The following is a 17,606-nucleotide window of genomic DNA, read 5'->3' as shown; positions in this document are numbered from 1 at the left end:
GTATTGCTCATATACATTTTGAGAGGGGTGGACGAGGAGGCGATTCGTTGGCACTACAAGAACAACGACTTACACGTGTCGCGATCTATTGCCGAGTTTCAACGGATGAGCAGGCGAAAGAAGGAGTTTCACTTGAAGAACAACGTACACGATTGATTGCATACTGTCGCGCGATGGGATGGAATGTCGAAATCGTGGAGTTTATTGATGATGGATATTCGGCTAAAGATCTAGATCGCCCAGCTCTAACAAGACTTTTGCGTGAAGTACGGGCAGGAACCATCGAGAAGTTGATGGTGACGAAACTGGATCGACTCAGTAGAAGGTTACTCGATTTACTTACCCTTATTGACCTTTTTCATGATCATCAGGTTGCATTTGTATCGACAAGTGAAGCGTTTGATACAGATACGCCGGCAGGTCGTCTGACATTGCAGGTACTTGGCGCTGTTGCAGAATTTGAACGTGAGCGCATTCGTGAGCGCGTGTTTGAGAATATGCTACATGCTGCAAAATCTGGCCGTTGGTTGACACAGCATCCTTATGGCTACCGTTTAGTAGAGAAACAACTGGTGGTGTACGAACCAGAGGCACAAGTCGTGCGTCGGGTCTTTCGCATGTTTTGGGAGCAAGGACTCGGGTATCTCGCAATTGCGAAACAATTAAACAAAGAAGCGATTCCATCCCGTCAGAATAAACAGTGGTCTGTTCGCGCCATCAAGTTACTCTTAACGAATCCAGCCTATCGCGGCACTTTAGTGTGGAACCGCGTCGATTCGAGTACGAAAACGCGACGAGTGCGCGATGAAGAAGACTGGGTTGTACTTCCTAATTCACATCCAGCGCTCATTGATCAAGAATTATGGGATCATGTGCAGCAGCGCATTCTTCACAATCAGGTCTCCCCGACAGCCCCCCGAGCAAAAACGAGTCCTCATTTGTTAGGGGGATTCCTTTTTTGTGGGCAGTGTGGGTCTTCGATGGCCATCGGATGGTCTGGTGGCGCTACGCGTTATCGTGTATATCGTTGTTCAGGATATGCAAATAAAGGAACCTGTCAAAGCACGTCTTATCGGGCAGATGAGGTAGAGAAGTGGTTTAAGGAAGGGATTGACCAACTTTTACAAGATGTTGATCGGACGTATATACAGGTAGAAATAAAAAAAGTTTGCGATGCCGCAGAGGCACGACGCAAGCAGCAGATGGAAGCGGCAAAACGGCGCTATCAAAGACAAGTAGAAGCTTATACAGCAGGATTGATTGAATTAGCCGATCTTCAGCGCGAGAAGATCGCGTTAGAGCGCTATGAAGCTGAAGCTCATGAACTACAGGAAAAGCGACTAGACACCTTAGAAGATGGGACATTCGCGCGCATCTTGGAACAGAAGGCAAGAAATGCTATTTGTGCCCTAGAACAACTTCCTATGGACGTAGCAAAGGCAAAGTTACGAACTTTCATTGATAAGGTGGTTCTCTTGGGACGCGAAGAAATGGAAATTCACTTACATCTCGTCTTGCGTGGAAACGAGCAGAATCACCGTTCTATGCGTATATAATCCTTTTTTAATACGAAACCTAAGAGAATCAAGTGGGCAATGGAGGGAAGCAGATGAAACACATCGTGATTGTTGGTGCGGGCTTTGGCGGCCTGACTGTTTTTTATCATCTTGCTACATGGGCGAGTGCACGCGATGTTCAAATGACGGTGATCGATGAGCGGGAAACATTTTTGTTAAAACCTTCTCTCCCTGAGGTTGCGCTTGGAGAAAAGGATATTCGTGATGTAACATTTGCTCTGCGGCCCGTGATCGAAAATTACGGGCGCTTCATTCGCAGCAGAGTACTGAAAATTGATCCTAAGGAACAAATCGTTTACCTCGAAGATGAGACACGGATCACCTATGATTTTCTCATTATTGCATTGGGAGGGAAGAAAGACTTTTCGGTTGTTCCTGGTTTTGACCGTTATGGCTATTCCGTTTGTACAGATATTTTGGCCCCGCGCATGTGGGAAGCGATTGAAAAATTTGAGAAGGGGAATATTTTAATTGGTTCAGGCCCAATGCTGTCCGGGACGCGGCTAAAGGACGTCCCCCATTTAGAGACGGCTTGTGAGGGACCTGTTGGTGAAGTGGCTTTTATGATCGATAGCGAGTTGCGCAAACGTGGAACAAGGGATCAATCGCGTATTATTTGTTTCAGTCCTGCGGAGATTTTCTTTGAAGATGTGGGGGACAAAGTACATGAAGCATTTGAGCAATTGGCACGCAAACATGAAGTAGAAGTCATGACGAATAAAGTGATTTCAAGTATTGAACAAGATCAGATACGTTTTAAAGATGGCACGACAATCTCATCTGCACTGACCATCCTTATCCCTACATATCGGGGACCCGATATCATCCTAGAGTCGGGTCTTGGGGATGAAGCGGGATTTGTTCCCACAAATGAGGATTTTCAGCATCTCGATTATGACAATATCTATGCAATTGGCGATGTCGCATCACGCACCGTCCCAAAACTCGGGCATTTGGCAGTAGAACAAGGGAACCTTGTGGCGAGTATTCTTCGCCAGCGTATTACAGGAGAAGGATCTCGTTATGATTATGAGCCTGAAGTATTTTGTATCATGAATATGGGACACAGAAAAGCCATGCTCATTCGTTCGAATACGTTGTGGGGAGGTACGATGGATATTTCGTACCATAGCACGATGTCACACATGATGAAAACGTCTTTTGATAACTACATGGTTAAATTTAAAGGGAAGATGCCGCCACAGATTGCACAGCGATTGTTAAACGTGTATTTAGGTCGCTTTGAGAGTCGGTAGATAAACGAGAAAAGGAGAAGGAAAAGGACAATTCCGCGGTGTTGCGCGTGGAATTGTTCTTTTTGTAAAGGGGGAGAATAAAGCGCGAGTCGATGGATGACTTGTGGGAATTTACATGATAGGAGGCGTCTATGTTGAGTTTTATAACAGTTGAAGAATTGAATCGCAGAATTCAGTCACCTGGCGGTGTCTTTATTTTAGATGTGAGGTCAGCAAGTGATTATTTAGAATGGCATATTGAAGATTATGGAGTGGAATCTGTAAATATTGCTGGTTCAATCCTTCAAAAAGGCATTCCAGAAGGTCAATTACCTAAAAATAGAGAAATTGTAGTCGTTTGTGCAAAAGGGAAGTCCGCGCAGGAGGTTACGCATTTTCTAAAAGGAAAAGGTTACGCTGTCGTGTATTTACAAGGCGGAATGGAGGCGTGGAGTGAATTTTATCGTAAAGTTCAAGTCACATCGTCAGCCGCTCTTGAGATGTTACAAGTGATTCGACCAGCTAAAGGGTGTTTGTCTTATTTTTTATACTCTCAAGGGGAAGCGCTGGTTGTTGATCCTGCTCGTCACATTGAAGAGTATTTGGAGTTAGCGAAAGCAAAAGGAGTACAGATTCGACATATTCTAGATACGCATCTTCATGCAGATCATATTTCAGGAGGGCATGCATTGTCTGTTCGCACTGGGGGGAAATATTGGATTGCAGCCAGTGAGATGCAGGGGGGCGAAATTCCCTTTGAAGCCTTAACGGATGGTCTTGTGCTGAAATTTGGGGAATCTTCGTTAGAGGTTCTTGCGATCCCGACGCCTGGTCATACACCCGGGAGTACCTCCTTTTTAGTAAATGGGAAGTTTCTGCTATCTGGAGATACGGTTTTTGTCAGCGGCTTAGGTCGACCTGATCTTGGGGGAAAAGCAAGGGAATGGGCAAAAATGCTTTATGAAACAGTGATTCAGCGCATTAACAAGCTATCCGACGATGTGATCGTGCTGCCAGCGCATTATTCGGATTTTCGAGAGGTTTCAAAAGCTGGTTATATTGGGGCAACACTTGGTGAACTGCGTGCTACAAATGAACTCGTCAGAGGTGGAGAAGAGTCCGTTTTTACGGAAGCTGTTGCAGGCCAAACAGGGGCAGCCACGCCGCCAAACTATGAAACCATTGTGAAGATTAATCGCGGTGAAGTTTCGGTAGGAGATGAAGAGGCGACAGAACTCGAGATTGGCCCGAATCGCTGTGCAGTGAAACATCTCGCATAGCAAATCTCACGTTTCACTCATTTTGATCGCACCAAAAGATCGAGGCCTATACCAAATCGTACTGGTATTGTAGGCCTCGATCTTTTGGTGAGTGTTTGTAATTAGTAATCCAGATGTCCACCTGGTTGTAGGCGGTGTCGAAAAACCCAGTAAGTCCAAGCTTGGTAGAGGATCACAATGGGGAGAATGGTTACTGCTACAATTGACATAATGGTTAGAGAATAGTGACTGCCTGCGGCGTTGTAAATGGTTAAATCCCATGCAGGATTCAGAGAACTGATCATCACACGTGGGAACAAGTCAAAAAAGACAGTAGCCACGGAAAAGGCGATGGTGGAGGAGCTAAATAAAAATGCCCAGCCATCGTGTTTTGTAAAAATCAAAAAGGGGACAGAGAGAATAGACATTCCGGCAAAGACAGGTAAACTTCCGGGATCCAAACCGACTTTTTGGAAGATGTCTGTTTCGTAGTAACTGTAAATCACAAAGAAAAACATGGTCAGAGTGGTCCAAATTCCAATGCGCTTTGCTGCGTTTCTTGCTCGTTCCTGAAGTTCTCCATGAAATCGCAAGGTGAGAAATAAGGCGCCGTGCAAAAGACACATCAGAGTTAAACTAATCCCGCCAAGCAGGGCATAGGGGTTTAGCAAATCCCAGAAAGATCCTGTGAAGTTCATGTGTTGATCGATTGGTACGCCATGCATAAAGTTTGCCAGGGCCACACCCCAAAGAAACGGGGGCAACAAACTCCCAGTGAAGGCTGCCCAATCCCATAAGCTACGCCAGCTTGGATGACTCAATTTGCTGCGAAATTCAAATGCGACCCCGCGCATCATGAGCGCAATTAACAGCAGAAACAGCGCAACATAAAAGCCGCTAAATAAAGTGGCATACCAATTTGGAAAGGCGGCAAATAGTGCCCCACCTGCTGTGATAAACCACACTTCGTTCGCATCCCAAAAGGGACCAATACTGTTGATCAGCAATCGGCGTTCTTCATCTGTTTTCCCTAAGAAAGGTGTAATCATCCCAACACCATAATCAAATCCTTCTAAGATGAAAAAACCGATAAACAGTACAGCGATTAAAATAAACCACAATGTGTTTAGATCCATCAAGGTTCACCTCGTAAAAGACGTCATAGGTCTTGGTAATCGCAAGGTCAAGATTCAAATAACGGACGAACCGACTTTGCGTCCATTTCATCAGATGCGAATTCTGGATCGGGCCCTTTGCGGATAAATTTGACGAAAAGAAATACATCAATTACCGCAAAGACCGTATAGATTGCGCCAAACCCTAAGATTGACATCCAAATGAGGGGTGAACCAACAGTTGGAGAAATCCCATGATTAGTTTTTAACAATCCGTAAACAACCCATGGTTGCCTTCCCATTTCGGTCATAATCCAACCTGTGGTATTCGCAAGGTACGGCAAGCTAATCGCCCATGGCATCCATCGCAGATAGGTTCGTCGCGTCACAAATAGTTCATCGCGGCGCAGTCCATAAAATGTTCCGTATAATGGTAGGAAAATCATGATCGTACCTGCAAACACCATGATGCGAAATGTCCAGAATTCGACCCATACGGAAGGCACATAGTTCCCTGGCCCGTATTGTTTCTGATATTTAGCTTGTAGTTCATCGATGCCAGGAACCTTGCCGTATGTGTGATTATAGGAAAGAATACTTAGCACGTAGGGAATTTTGATCGTAAATGGATCGCTATGGTGTTTCGAGTCAATCCAAGCTACCAATGTCCAAGGAGCGTGGTAGGGACTCGTGTGCCAGAGCGCCTCAGCGGCAGCCATTTTCATGGGTTGAGCTTTCATCAGGTGTTGTGCTTGAGCATGTCCCACGACAAGTACTAATACACTTGAGATCACTGCTGTAAAAATAGAGAGTCGAAATGATTGAGCAAACAGAGCGACTTCGCGCTTGCGCAGCAAATAGTAAGCACTTACGCCAGCGACAAAGAAGGCTCCGGTTGTGATGGCACCAAGCCAAACATGCGGAAATTCAAGGCGTAGTTGTGGATTGACAATGACCGCTCCAAAGCTTCTCATTTCTGCACGTCCATGAGCCAGAACGTAACCTACTGGCTCTTGCATAAAGGAATTGGCGGCGAGAATCCAGAAGGCAGAAAGACTGGTACCGACCGTGACCATCCAGATCGTAAAGAGATGCACTTTAGGGGGTAATTTATCCCACCCAAATAGCCATGCTCCCACAAACGCGGACTCTAAAAAAAAGGCGGCCAGTGCTTCAATCGCAAGTGGAGGACCGAAAATATCTCCAACGAAACGTGAATAAGAAGCCCAGTTCATCCCAAATTGAAATTCTTGCATAATCCCTGTAATAACGCCTGTGGCGAAATTGATGAGAAATAGTTTTGCCCAAAACTGCGCCATGCGCCGATACATGGTATCTTTTTTGACGACGTAGAGGGTCTCCATAATACTGATGAGGAACGCAAGTCCAATGGTCAAAGGGACAAAGAAAAAGTGATAGACGGTTGTGATGCCAAATTGCCATCGGTCAAGCCAGATCGTTTCCACCTTCACACCACCAGTGTTGAAATTTAATTCAATACAAACTTATTGTGTGCGGTTGTCCTGTATTTATACTCCTCCGTTCATATGGGGTGGACTTTTTGCAGGAAGTTCTTTTGCGATACGAAGGCTGGGCTACGTATTGGCATTTACGAATCATGCGTGAAATGGAATTGACCGATGCAGAAGCATTAGACTTTGCACACACACATTCAGGCGTCGTCTTACCCTCGCGCACTAGTCTCAACCCGTATTTACTGGGTGTAAAATTGTGGGAAGCGATTGAAAAACACTACGATCACCCAAGCGCAGAAGAGCAAAAGCGATTTGGCTTACAACCTGGTCAGGGGCGTGCGAAGATTTTTGAGGTACGTGAAACGGAAAGTGATGCTTCTTTTATTCGCAACTATTTGACAAGAGATTTAGTCGAAGAGTTGGACTTATATCTCTATCAAAAAGTTGGGAATGAGTGGCGGATCGTCGAAAAAGATTGGGAAAAGGTGCGTGATAAACTCTGTGCATCACGCGTGAATGGTGGATATCCAGTGATTTTGGTGCAAGATGGGGATTACCAATTGACAGGGGAACTCTATTTGCGACATGCCTATGAAGGGGTTGAACTGGATGTGAAGTATACGGAAAAGACGCTCCCTTATGTATATCGATTGTGGGGCAGGTCGATCCATTTAGAGACGGTTGTGGAAGGGAGATCAGTTCTTTTTACCTATGATGGGAAAAAGATGACGAGGAAATTTCTATAAATTTTAGTGCTGTAAGTTCGAGCGCCAAAGGGGACAAAAGCTTTGGCGCTCTTTTACTTAAGATTGGGTTTTGGGGTGATTCGGATTACGATAGGAGAATGTATCACACAATGTCCCACGAGTTGTTCCCACAACGTCATTCCCTTGCGATTTAATTAAAATGGATGCAGCCGTGCAATGCAGGGATTGGTTGTATACACACTGGTCGACAAGACATTTTACTCCACTCAACATCACTGAATCACCTCCCCTAGCGATAGATTCTACAAGTGACGGGTTCATTATACGAAGTGGGCCTAGTTCTTTTTAGGTAGCCGCAATTGCCAACGGCCAGATGTACAGGTGATGGTGCGATCGCGCCAGCGAACCGCTTTTTCAAGGTGTACAGCTCGTTCGAAATGATGGTAATAAAAAGAAGATATTGTGCTATGATCGCGATCTACGCGTGTTTCTCGCTGTACTTGACGTTTTAAATGGATCACTTGCCCCTGCAGGGTCGCAGTAATGTCCTCCGGATTTTTCACCCCTGGCAAATTTACAATAATGTCATAATGATCTTTCGTCTCTGTTACAACGACTTGTTGTTCAAATTCAGCAAAGAATGCATCGAGACGTTTGGGGTCGAGCCACGCTAACCATTTTTTAATACTCGGATCGAAGGGGAATTGGAGAAAATCTTGCCATGGACTAGGCTGGCCATCACTGTCACGTAATTTCCGCATAAAATCGCCCTCCTCCTTTATGTCTTATGGCATTTTTAGCACGAAGTGTGGGCACATGCGGATACGAACATTTAGGAAATTTTGTTGGGATATGTTCGTGTTTTCTATTGACTGAATCGTATAGTTCCGTATCATAATAAGTAGCATCATGCACTGATTGAAAAGTAGATGAGGGAGGTTCTCATGGAGTCAACAGAGGTAAACTATTATGGGGATGAGGTTTTACATGTTGAGCCCCACGGCATTGATCCGATCTCCACAGAAGAGCGGCACGGGAAGCCGCGCAACCTATTTACCTTATGGTTTAGCGCCAATTTGGAATTTGCGACATTAACTCTTGGCGCACTGTCTGTCGGATTGTTTGGTCTCAATTTGGCACAAGCAGCCCTTTCAATCATTGTGGGGACAGCGCTCGGAGCAGCGGCGATTGGATTTCTCACAATGTTTGGCTATAAATGGGGAATTCCGCAGTTGATTCAATCTCGCGGAGCATTTGGCTTCTATGGGAATTTTGTACCTGCCTTTTTTAATTTTATTTCGGGGATTGGCTGGTATGCAGTAAATACAGTTCTTGGTGTATATGCTCTACAATGGTTATTGCCCGTTGGATTTGTTGGCGATTTGCTGATTATGATTGTGATCCAGGCAGTGGTCAGTATTTATGGACATAATTTAATTCATTTTGTCGAGCGTATTTCTGCAGTTTTTTTAGCTGTGATTTTTTTAATCGTAAGTGTTTATGCACTTGGCCATATTCATTTTGGTATTGCTGTAAATATGAAAGCCCCTCTCTATAGTGGACTCTTTGGATCATTTGTTCTTGCGATGGGCACTTCTTTATCTTATATGATGGGCTGGTTGACATTTAGTTCAGACTATAGTCGCTATCTCCCTCAGAGTACATCATTTAAAAAAGCGTTTCATTCGGCATTCTGGGGGAATGTCATACCAGCAGTTTGGCTTGAATTGTTGGGGGCTGGATTGGCGACGGTAAAGAACATCACGACCCCGACAGATCTCGTGACGGGTTTGATGCCGCACGTTCTTGTCGTATTTGCGATGTTAGCGATCATCTTAGGCACTGTTACGGCAAATGTATTGAACATCTACTCCGGATCACTCTCGTTGTTGGCCATTGATGTGAAATGGGTGCGCACGCTGGCTCCGAAACGTTGGGTCGCGGCGATGCTGTTAGGGATTTTAGGAGGCGTGCTGTCGTATCTTGCAGGCGCGGAAGGATACTATAATAGTTATAATAATTTCTTGTTGTTGTTGGGCTACTGGGTCAGTCCTTGGCTGGCGATTGTTTTAGTGGATTATGTTCTGTATCGGCGTCACAGTCAACGGATTGCCGACTTCTATGAGGGAAGTGGACGTATTAAAGCGGGGTTATGGGCATTTGTCTTAGCGATTGCAGCGTCAAGTTTCTTCTTTAATCAGACGCTTTTTACGGGTTTGATTGCCGCAAAACTCCCACAGTTAGGTGATATCTCATATTATGTAGGGTTTGTAGTGGCGGCTGTGCTGTATATCTTGTTCACGAAGTTAGGGCAAAAGACGCAAGTGAAGCAAGCAGCAAGGGTAGCTTAGTTTTTTCATTCTAGAATTCGATTTTACAGTGAAAAGGTCGAGTGGCATTCAATCATCTTGATGCCGCTCGACCTTTCTTCTATTTATGAGTTTACTTTGGCAACCTCATGTTCAATAGCTGCCAGTAAGCGGGTGAAAGCTTCTTTGAATTGTACAAGTCCTTTTTGTTTTAAATCTTGTCCAATTGCTTCGAGATCGATGCCAAGGCTTGCACATTGATTCAAAATCGCTGCATCCTCTGTTTGATGTTGATCGACAGTGCGTGAAGCGACTCCGTGATCTAGGAATGCCTCAAGTGTTGCAGGTGGCATCGTATTCACCGTATTAGGTCCAATCAGCTCATTGACATAAAGCACGTCAGAAAGTTGTTTGTTTTTTGTCCCAGTCGACGCAAAAAGAGGGCGTTGTACACGAGCGCCGAGAGCTTGTAACTTAGCAAATCGCTCGCTCGTAAAGATTCGAGTAAATTCGCGGTAAATCATTCGGCTGTTTGCTACAGCTACTTTTCCAATGAGGGTAGAAACATCGATGCGTGGCGCGAGCGTCTCGATTGCACTATCTATACGGCTGACAAAAATACTTGCAACCGATGCGACGGTCGAAAGGGGTAGGCCATTTACTGCGCGGCGTTCAAGTCCGCGTAAATAGGCCTCTGCGACTTGTTGATAGTCTGTCATCGTAAACATCAATGTGACATTTACGGAGATCCCTTCACTGATCAGCTGTTCGATAGCGATGAGACCTTCAGCGGTTGCCGGCACTTTAATCATTAAATTAGGCTTCTTAATCATGTGCCATAAACGTCGCGCTTCGATGAGAGTCTGTTCATGGTCGTCGCACAAATCAGGGGGCACTTCGAGGCTCACATATCCGTCTGCACCTTCAGTCGCTTTAAATACAGGCGACAAAATATCTGCCGCTTGCGCAATATCAGATGTTGTCAATGCTTCATAGATTGCTTCAGTTGAAGCACCCGACTTGGCGAGTTGTTGGATTGCTTCTTTATAGAGATCACTTTTTGCAATGGCATTTTCAAAAATGGCGGGGTTGGAGGTGACGCCGCGCAGGCCAGACGCGACTTGTCTCTCCAGATCACCGTTGTTCAACATGTCTTTTCGAATATAGTCAAGCCAAGGACTTTGACCTAGTGCGATCAGTTCTTGCAAGCGGTGATTCATGCTTGATGACTCCTTTCGATGCTACGCAGGGTTGCGCTGATCACAGCGTCTTCTGTAAAGCCAAAGTGTTTCATGAGTTCTGGCGCTGGGGCAGACGCGCCAAAGTGATCAATGCCGACCATTTCTCCAGCATTTCCAAGATAGCGATCCCACCCAAAAGGATGTGCCATTTCTACACCCACACGAGCGGTGATGTGTGGAGGGAGGATCTCGTCACGATATGCTTGATCCTGCATGTCAAAGAGTGCAAAAGACGGGATACTCACAAGGCGAATGGAGAGTCCCTGCGCTTCTAAGCGCTGTTTTGCTCGATAGGCAAGACTGACTTCAGAGCCTGAGGCAAGTAGGATTGCGTCAATCCGTTCAGTAGCTTCTTTACTCAGGATATAAGCACCTCGAGCGACACCTGTTTGCGCCAATTGATCTGTTCCGGGAAGAACTGGTAGTTTTTGGCGAGTTAAGGCGAGCGCTACTGGATGTTCATTTTGACCTATGCTATAGCGCCATGCAGCGACAGTTTCATTGGCGTCTGCGGGGCGAATGAGCACGACGTTTGGGATGATGCGCAAAGACGCTAAATGTTCAATCGGTTGATGGGTTGGACCATCTTCGCCTACTCCAATGCTGTCATGGGTAAAGACGTAGGTCACTGGCAATTTCATGAGCCCGGCAAGACGAATTGCAGGTCGCAGATAGTCTGAAAAGACAAGAAAGGTAGCCCCGTAGACGCGGACGCCGCCATGTGCTGCCATCCCGTTTAAAATAGCTCCCATGGCGTGTTCACGCACTCCAAACCACAAATTTCTACCCGCGTAATTGTGGCGAGAAAAGGTGGCTTCTGTCTTTATGGTTGTTTCATTGGAAGAAGCGAGGTCTGCAGAACCACCTAACAGGTTTGGGATCTGCTTTGCCAGTGCATTGATCGTTTGACCGGAGGCTTGGCGTGTGGCAAATTCGCCGGACTGCGGCGTGAAAGTTGGGAGTTCAGCATCCCAGTTGTCTGTCAGTTGGCCGTACAAAACTTTTTCGACTTCTTCACCAAGCTCAGGATAAGTTGCTTTATAGCGGTTGAATTGCTCATTCCAGGCACGCTCTATGCGTTCACCTTGTTCAATCCATGGAGCGAGGTGCTGACGAACTTCTTTAGGCACCGTATATGCTTCTTCATAATGCCAACCATATGCAGCTTTTGCCAAACGCGCTTCTTCGCTGCCAAGTGGCATACCGTGCGCTTTTGCAGTTCCTTGGCGCCCTGGACTTCCGTATCCGATGGTCGTGCGCACCTCAATGAGTGTGGGGCGACCAGTTTGTTCTTGAGCGGTCTGCAGAGCCTGTGCAATTGCGTTTAGGTCATTGCCATCCTCGACGCGCAGCACGTTCCAGTTGGCGGCTGTGAACCTTTGTACGATGTCTTCAGTAAATGCGTTTTCGGTCGGTCCATCCAGTGAAATATCATTTGAATCATACAATACGATCAGTTTGTCAAGGGCAAGGTGTCCAGCAAGTGAAGCAGCTTCGTAAGAAATTCCCTCCATAAGATCGCCGTCGCCCACTAATGCATAGGTGCGATGGTCGAATAAAGGGAATTCCGGGCGATTGTATTTTGTGGCGAGAAACCGTTCGACCATGGCCATACCCACGGCATTAGCGATCCCTTGGCCAAGCGGGCCTGTCGTGGTTTCAACGCCTGGTGTATGCCCGCGTTCGGGATGTCCAGGTGTTTTACTTCCCCATTGGCGAAACTGCTTTAAATCATCGAGCGTTAGATCATAACCAAATAGATGGAGTAAGCTATAGAGAAGTGTCGAACCATGCCCAGCAGATAAAATAAATCGATCTCGGTTTGCAAAGGATGGGTTCTTTGGATTATGCCGGAGGAAGCGGCTCCACAACGTATAAGCCATCGGGGCAGCGCCCATGGGAAGTCCTGGGTGCCCGGAATTTGCTTGTTCAACACTGTCGATACACAGTGTGCGTAGGGTAGACACAGTTAATTCATCAATGGATGTCATCGCTAAGTGATTTGACATAAATTTTTGTCGTCCTCCTCCAAGGCGATACTTCGCCACATTGCTTCCATTATGCCAGAAATAAAGGGCGGGACAAAGTCGATCGCGTGATTTTGACACAGGAATTATGTGAAACTGAACAATAGAAGGGAAGTTTGTGCACTTTGTTGTAAACGAGACATGGATTATACTCGTATTGACGAAAGAGTAAGACTGTGAGGGGGCATTTGATGAATCCTTACGATAAAGCGCATGAACTCGTTCGCGCACTGCGCGAATCAGAGGAGTTTCGTGCAATGAAAAAAGCTGTGGAGCAAGTAGGGAGTGACGAGCAGGCGAAGCGTATGATTTTAGATTTCCACATGAAACAGTTGGAATTTGAACGCAAGCGCTTGCTCGGTGAAGAAACTTCGCAACAGGATCAAGCGGATTTACAAAAATTATACGACGTCCTGCAGTTGCATACTGCAGTGCGCGATTATCTGCGAGCGGAGTATCAGTTTGGCGTCATCGTGCAAGATATACAAAAAATCATTGCAGATGCATTACAAGAAGTGACGCTTGATCCGCAATGAGGGCATCTGCGGACAAGAGGAGGCGCTGATAGGGTGAAGGTGACATACTTAGGCCATGCCAGCTTTATGCTTGAGACTGCAACGCATCATGTGCTGATTGATCCTTTTCTCACAGGAAATCCGAAGGCATCGATTCGAGCAGATGAAGTACAAGCTGATGCCATTTTATTGACACATGCACACTCCGATCACGTGGGCGACACGATTGCGATCGCAAAGCGCACGGGTGCACTTGTTGTAGCGGTCTATGAATTGGCACAGTGGCTTGCGGCTCAAGGAGTGAGCACTCATCCCATGCATCTAGGTGGAGCGCACGATTTTCCGTTTGGACGCGTGAAGTTTACCCTTGCATTTCATGGGGCCGGGATTGAGACTCCTGCAGGGTTGGTGTATGGAGGAAATCCAGCAGGCATTTTATTTACGGCGCAAGGAAAGACGTTTTACCATTCCGGGGATACTGCGCTTTTTGGAGATATGAAGCTCATCGGGGAATTGAATCGCATCGATGTGGCAGCACTGCCGATCGGTGATAATTTTACAATGGGTCCAGAGGATGCAGTACTCGCGGCGGAATGGGTTAAAGCGAAGATGGTGATTCCGATGCACTATGATACTTTCCCGTTGATCAGCCAAGATGCAACTGCTTTTGTGCGTCAGTTAGCACATAAAGGAATAAAGGGTCAGGTCTTAGCACCAGGCCAATCTCTGTCTTTTTAAATCGTTTAAAACTGCAAAACAACGGGCAGAGGGGGCTTGCATCTCTCTGCCCATCGTGTTGTAATCGCTGCGAAGTAAAGAAGTGAAAAAGTAAGACGATTCGCAACGTCGGTTAATGCGTGGTAGGTTGTTTGGACACCATATTGACCATAATTCGTGCCAATGCCCGTTGATCTTCTTTCGGACTGGCATCCCACATTTGCTTTAGAAGGCGTTGCTGTGGATTTTTGGGATCGATCTTGTCGGCAAGATAGTTTCCCAGTCTGAAAGCGGCGTCATCAATACGTTCCTCAGAGATCCCTAAACTTTCCGCATGTTTTACATGATCCCCAAGGAATTCACGCCAGGTGCTAAAATCATCTAGGACGGCACCGGAGTTGACCGCTTGCTCAACAGAATTTTTGATACTGCTTTCCGTAGGTTGATTCATCCAAGTTACCCTCCTCAAACTTCATGCTCAGGTTCTGTGCTAGTGTTTGCGGCGCTGGTGGTCTTTATGCGCACCTGTTGTGTGCGTCACAGCAAGAGCACTTTTGAGGTCTCAAGTGAGGAAGTTTACGCATAAGTATCTTCCAAGAACATGTTTGTTGAGAAAATGGGGGATTGTGATGTTTCGTCCAACGAAAAAAGCAAAAACAGGGGTATCGAGTTTATATGTAGTTGGGGTCATTGGCATGCTATATTTAATGATTCCGAAATTGCCGCGCTTTGTTTGGGGAAAGTCAGGAATGTTTTCTGCTTTATGGATTATTTTTGCGCTGCTTATCGTAGGGGCTAACTTGTGGTTTGTTGTAGGAGCGGACAAAGAGCGCAAAGTTCAGCGTCAGAGGATAAGCAAAGGGCATAAACTGCTGAATATGCGAGTGAAGAGATCAGAACCGTCAAAAGAGCAGCGAACGTTGAGAGGTTAAAATTCATGATTCTTTCAACGTGCCCAAAGGACTTTGTTCTATGGCGATGTTGTTTGTCAACCGTCCACAGAGTACAATGAAATGACAAGATTTAGATTCTGTGAGGGGGACGGTCACGTTGCGCATTTATCCTGATCTAAAAGAAGACGATCCGATCTTGCAGCTCTTCCATAAGGGGGTAAAAGGCCAGTGGTCCTCCAGTGAATTTGATTGGGAAATCCCGTTTCATCTGGATGAGTCGGAAGCAAATGCATTTGCACGTGTCTTGACCCCCGTATACCTCGGTGAGCAAACTGCGATGCTCGGTGCCTCGACGATTCTGCCCCATTTTGTGCAAGCACATGAAACGAGTGCTCAACTCTATATCACGACATTTATGCTGGATGAAGCTCGGCATTTTGAAATGTTGACGAAGGTATATCGTTTATTAGGGCGTAAGCCACTGGAATTGCGCGATTTGCGGGAAATGTTCCGATACCATTATCGTTTACTTAAATCAAAAAATCGACTCGATTGGCTTTTTGGCATCTTAATTAGTGATTTATTTGCGAAAAATTTTTATGGCGCGTTTCGCAAAACGTTTCCTGATACGCTATTTGGAAAATTATCTACGCGGATTATCTTGGATGAAGCGCGCCATCAAGCATTTGCTGAACACTATATCGGCGCTTTACGCGATGAAATGCCTCATGAAGTGCGAGACCGTCTGCTCGAAATGCGTGATGATTTACTTTTTATTATGCATGCTATGCTTAAGAAGTTACAGGATGACGCGAGTATTGTGGGAATTGACGGGTATGGGATTTTGCAAGAATTGACACATGATATAGAGAAAAAAGTACATATTATGGGGTTGGATAAAGAAGAACGCGAACTCTCACTTCGTGCAGAAGAAGAAGAGGAGCATCGCTTATTAAGGGAGATCGAGGCGAAAAATACCAGCTCTTAAGTAAAAATTGCGCTATATTGGATTCGGGGCGCTGCGATTTTATTCTACAAAGTGGAAATTTCTATTAGATATCACAGGAGTCGGGGTGGTGAGATGGGATGGAGGACGATCTTCAGTTTGATCTAAACGCCGCTTCATGGCGTCATAATCATGAAGATGAACTCGCATATATTGAAGCACTTGCGACTCGCTTAGAAAGATCGCTTCCGGATTTGGTTGTGGTGACACGCGATCGAAAATGGTTTAGCAAAGTGCATCATGTCGTAAAAATTGAACTTTCGCTGGGGTCGGATACGTTTTTATTGGCTCGCGAAGGCGCTCGTTTTCTTGCTCGCAAAGCGAAGGTCGTGCGCGGAATTGCACTTTCTAGCGAAGTGATGTCGTTAAAGGAGTGGCTCGATGAACTCTCACGGGCACTAAGCCGCTTTGCAAATGAACACGAGGAGACGCGGCAAACACTGGAGGATTTTTTGCTCTAACACAGGGGAATTGGCATTGCAAAGATTCGCTGGAGGTGATGGGTAGATGTTCCGTTGGCCATTTGGCTTACGTAAAGATCGGGAAAAAGGGGCGCAATCAGAGGTTGCTCAGGTTTCACTTGCGCCTAAGTTGGATCTAGAACGATTACGACAGCAAGGCCTAGAACGCGCAGCTCGTTCTTTGGATGCACTCGAGCGCGGACAGTTGCCACCAAATGTCATCGAACGGTTAACGAGTCAAGGCAAAGGCCAACTCCCCTGGACAAGTGACTTGAGTGTCAACGAGTGGCTGTCATTGAAACGCTATAAGTTACAACCTGTAGGTCAAGTGATGGGGAGTTCATATTATCAAATTGGTTATGTGCAGATTCCCGTGAATGCGGGTTTTAGCGGATATTCCTCTGCTTCACGGGAATTACAGGCGCCTACACTCGCCCTGTATGAAGGTCGAGAGCGCGCAATTGCGCGTTTGTTGCAAGAAGCAGCGATGCTTGGGGCAAATGCTGTAGTTGGCTTTCGAATGGATGAAAAAGGATATGAACCCAAAGACGGATTGATCGAGTTTGTTTGTTATGGGACTGCGGTGCGTGTAGACGGGTTGCCAAAGTCGGATGTACCCGTGATCTGTTCTGTATCGGGCCAGGATTTTGTTCGTCTACTTGCTGCAGGGCAGTTGCCAGTAGGATTAGCTTTAGGGGCAACAGTCTATTATTTGCAGACGGATTGGTATGATTTGCAACAAGAACACAGTTGGTATAATCAAGAGATGCAAGGGTTTACACAAGGGGTATATCAAGCGCGCCATCTTGCGGCGAGGAAAATGCGAGAAGATATGGCGCGCCTCGGGGCAACAGGGGTTGTAGGCGCCGATTTTACGCTTCGTGTGGAAGAAGTTGCGCGCGGAATCGCAACGGAGGAAGGTGAGGAGATTGTGGATCACATTCTTGAAGTTGTGATGTTGGGGACGGCTGTTTTGCAAGTTGATGCCTCGTTCGCGAAGCGGATTGCGATCACCCCCGTATTTGATCTGAATTCATAAATGATGCTTGTGAGAGCAGGAGGTCGAACG

17 protein-coding genes and 1 pseudogene are annotated in these 17,606 nt (G+C 46.1%); 11 read left to right on the top strand and 7 right to left on the bottom strand.

All coding sequences use genetic code 11. The annotated features are described in order from the left end of the window. Positions 1–47 precede the first annotated feature (47 nt). The 3 genes from BM613_RS05325 to BM613_RS05315 all read left to right on the top strand — a co-directional run bounded on the left by BM613_RS05325 (position 48) and on the right by BM613_RS05315 (position 4,092). Complete coding sequence (locus BM613_RS05325; RefSeq protein ID WP_109430127.1) at positions 48–1,556, top strand: recombinase family protein; 1,509 nt, start codon at positions 48–50, stop codon at positions 1,554–1,556. A 53-nt stretch (positions 1,557–1,609) separates the two neighbouring features. Next, positions 1,610–2,833, top strand: a complete 1,224-nt coding sequence (locus BM613_RS05320) for an NAD(P)/FAD-dependent oxidoreductase (protein WP_109430126.1) — start codon at positions 1,610–1,612, stop codon at positions 2,831–2,833. 134 nt (positions 2,834–2,967) lie between these two features. Next, positions 2,968–4,092, top strand: a complete 1,125-nt coding sequence (locus BM613_RS05315) for an MBL fold metallo-hydrolase (RefSeq protein WP_245926260.1) — start codon at positions 2,968–2,970, stop codon at positions 4,090–4,092. A 101-nt stretch (positions 4,093–4,193) separates the two neighbouring features. Here BM613_RS05315 and cydB read toward each other — a convergent pair whose 3' ends face one another. Together cydB and BM613_RS05305 are read right to left on the bottom strand one after the other, a co-directional pair. Next, positions 4,194–5,207, bottom strand: a complete 1,014-nt coding sequence (cydB, locus tag BM613_RS05310; RefSeq protein WP_109430124.1) for a cytochrome d ubiquinol oxidase subunit II — start codon at positions 5,205–5,207, stop codon at positions 4,194–4,196. Positions 5,208–5,254: 47 nt separating this feature from the next. Beyond that, complete coding sequence (locus BM613_RS05305; protein WP_109430123.1) at positions 5,255–6,652, bottom strand: cytochrome ubiquinol oxidase subunit I; 1,398 nt, start codon at positions 6,650–6,652, stop codon at positions 5,255–5,257. A gap of 116 nt (positions 6,653–6,768) precedes the next feature. Here BM613_RS05305 and BM613_RS05300 point away from each other — a divergent pair. Beyond that, positions 6,769–7,407, top strand: a pseudogene (locus tag BM613_RS05300) (SpoVR family protein); the annotation flags it as partial. A gap of 57 nt (positions 7,408–7,464) precedes the next feature. On the opposite strand, the gene BM613_RS05295 reads toward BM613_RS05300, so the two are convergent. Both BM613_RS05295 and BM613_RS05290 read right to left on the bottom strand, forming a co-directional pair. Beyond that, entirely contained in the window at positions 7,465–7,641 is a 177-nt protein-coding gene (locus BM613_RS05295; protein ID WP_109430189.1) for a DUF1540 domain-containing protein, read from the bottom strand. A 62-nt stretch (positions 7,642–7,703) separates the two neighbouring features. Next, on the bottom strand, positions 7,704–8,129 hold the full coding sequence (locus BM613_RS05290) for an Hsp20/alpha crystallin family protein (protein ID WP_109430122.1): 426 nt from the start codon (positions 8,127–8,129) through the stop codon (positions 7,704–7,706). A gap of 183 nt (positions 8,130–8,312) precedes the next feature. Here BM613_RS05290 and BM613_RS05285 point away from each other — a divergent pair, with 183 nt between their 5' ends. Continuing rightward, positions 8,313–9,719 (top strand): purine-cytosine permease family protein, encoded by a 1,407-nt coding sequence (locus BM613_RS05285; protein ID WP_109430121.1) that lies wholly within the window; start codon positions 8,313–8,315, stop codon positions 9,717–9,719. An 83-nt stretch (positions 9,720–9,802) separates the two neighbouring features. Here BM613_RS05285 and tal read toward each other — a convergent pair whose 3' ends face one another. Both tal and tkt read right to left on the bottom strand, forming a co-directional pair. Next, positions 9,803–10,897: a transaldolase gene (gene tal, locus BM613_RS05280; RefSeq protein WP_109430120.1), complete on the bottom strand. Its 1,095-nt coding sequence runs from the start codon at positions 10,895–10,897 to the stop codon at positions 9,803–9,805. Continuing rightward, positions 10,894–12,909, bottom strand: coding sequence for a transketolase (gene tkt / locus BM613_RS05275; protein WP_109430188.1), 2,016 nt, complete (start codon positions 12,907–12,909; stop codon positions 10,894–10,896). The genes tal and tkt overlap by 4 nt, the downstream gene beginning before the upstream one ends. A 227-nt stretch (positions 12,910–13,136) precedes the next feature. On the opposite strand from tkt, the gene BM613_RS05270 reads away from it, so the two are divergent. Both BM613_RS05270 and BM613_RS05265 read left to right on the top strand, forming a co-directional pair. Further along, a complete protein-coding gene (locus BM613_RS05270; RefSeq protein ID WP_109430119.1) occupies positions 13,137–13,481 on the top strand; it encodes a YlbF/YmcA family competence regulator in 345 nt (114 codons plus the stop codon). 33 nt (positions 13,482–13,514) lie between these two features. Continuing rightward, the gene (locus BM613_RS05265) at positions 13,515–14,198 is read left to right on the top strand and encodes a metal-dependent hydrolase (RefSeq protein WP_109430118.1); all 684 of its coding nucleotides are present in this window, start codon (positions 13,515–13,517) and stop codon (positions 14,196–14,198) included. Between the two features lie 112 nt (positions 14,199–14,310). On the opposite strand, the gene BM613_RS05260 is transcribed toward BM613_RS05265, so the two are convergent. Beyond that, positions 14,311–14,628 carry a DUF3243 domain-containing protein gene (locus BM613_RS05260; protein ID WP_109430117.1) on the bottom strand — a complete coding sequence of 106 codons (318 nt, stop codon included), beginning with the start codon at positions 14,626–14,628 and terminating at the stop codon, positions 14,311–14,313. Between the two features lie 178 nt (positions 14,629–14,806). On the opposite strand from BM613_RS05260, the gene BM613_RS05255 reads away from it, so the two are divergent. The 4 genes from BM613_RS05255 to BM613_RS05240 all read left to right on the top strand — a co-directional run bounded on the left by BM613_RS05255 (position 14,807) and on the right by BM613_RS05240 (position 17,576). Further along, positions 14,807–15,109: a hypothetical protein gene (locus BM613_RS05255; RefSeq protein ID WP_109430116.1), complete on the top strand. Its 303-nt coding sequence runs from the start codon at positions 14,807–14,809 to the stop codon at positions 15,107–15,109. 118 nt (positions 15,110–15,227) lie between these two features. Then, positions 15,228–16,058: a ferritin-like domain-containing protein gene (locus tag BM613_RS05250; protein ID WP_109430115.1), complete on the top strand. Its 831-nt coding sequence runs from the start codon at positions 15,228–15,230 to the stop codon at positions 16,056–16,058. Between the two features lie 98 nt (positions 16,059–16,156). Beyond that, a complete protein-coding gene (locus BM613_RS05245) occupies positions 16,157–16,537 on the top strand; it encodes a hypothetical protein (protein WP_109430114.1) in 381 nt (126 codons plus the stop codon). A gap of 46 nt (positions 16,538–16,583) precedes the next feature. Next, a complete protein-coding gene (locus BM613_RS05240) occupies positions 16,584–17,576 on the top strand; it encodes a heavy metal-binding domain-containing protein (protein WP_109430113.1) in 993 nt (330 codons plus the stop codon). Positions 17,577–17,606 lie beyond the last annotated feature (30 nt).

Source organism: Sulfoacidibacillus thermotolerans (assembly GCF_003144315.1).
Classification (GTDB): domain Bacteria; phylum Bacillota; class Bacilli; order Alicyclobacillales; family SLC66; genus Sulfoacidibacillus; species Sulfoacidibacillus thermotolerans.
This window is presented reverse-complemented; position numbering and strand designations above follow the sequence as displayed.

What these genes read in the sequence shown, in the direction of transcription:
- BM613_RS05320 (WP_109430126.1), top strand. Translation starts at nt 1,610, where the DNA reads ATGAAACACATCGTGATTGTTGGTGCGGGCTTTGGCGGCCTGACTGTT.
- tal (WP_109430120.1), bottom strand. Translation starts at nt 10,897, where the DNA reads ATGAATCACCGCTTGCAAGAACTGATCGCACTAGGTCAAAGTCCTTGG.
- BM613_RS05245 (WP_109430114.1), top strand. Translation starts at nt 16,157, where the DNA reads ATGGAGGACGATCTTCAGTTTGATCTAAACGCCGCTTCATGGCGTCAT.
- BM613_RS05240 (WP_109430113.1), top strand. Translation starts at nt 16,584, where the DNA reads ATGTTCCGTTGGCCATTTGGCTTACGTAAAGATCGGGAAAAAGGGGCG.
- BM613_RS05290 (WP_109430122.1), bottom strand. Translation starts at nt 8,129, where the DNA reads ATGCGGAAATTACGTGACAGTGATGGCCAGCCTAGTCCATGGCAAGAT.
- BM613_RS05295 (WP_109430189.1), bottom strand. Translation starts at nt 7,641, where the DNA reads ATGTTGAGTGGAGTAAAATGTCTTGTCGACCAGTGTGTATACAACCAA.
- BM613_RS05285 (WP_109430121.1), top strand. Translation starts at nt 8,313, where the DNA reads ATGGAGTCAACAGAGGTAAACTATTATGGGGATGAGGTTTTACATGTT.
- tkt (WP_109430188.1), bottom strand. Translation starts at nt 12,909, where the DNA reads ATGACATCCATTGATGAATTAACTGTGTCTACCCTACGCACACTGTGT.
- cydB (WP_109430124.1), bottom strand. Translation starts at nt 5,207, where the DNA reads ATGGATCTAAACACATTGTGGTTTATTTTAATCGCTGTACTGTTTATC.
- BM613_RS05270 (WP_109430119.1), top strand. Translation starts at nt 13,137, where the DNA reads ATGAATCCTTACGATAAAGCGCATGAACTCGTTCGCGCACTGCGCGAA.
- BM613_RS05255 (WP_109430116.1), top strand. Translation starts at nt 14,807, where the DNA reads ATGTTTCGTCCAACGAAAAAAGCAAAAACAGGGGTATCGAGTTTATAT.
- BM613_RS05260 (WP_109430117.1), bottom strand. Translation starts at nt 14,628, where the DNA reads ATGAATCAACCTACGGAAAGCAGTATCAAAAATTCTGTTGAGCAAGCG.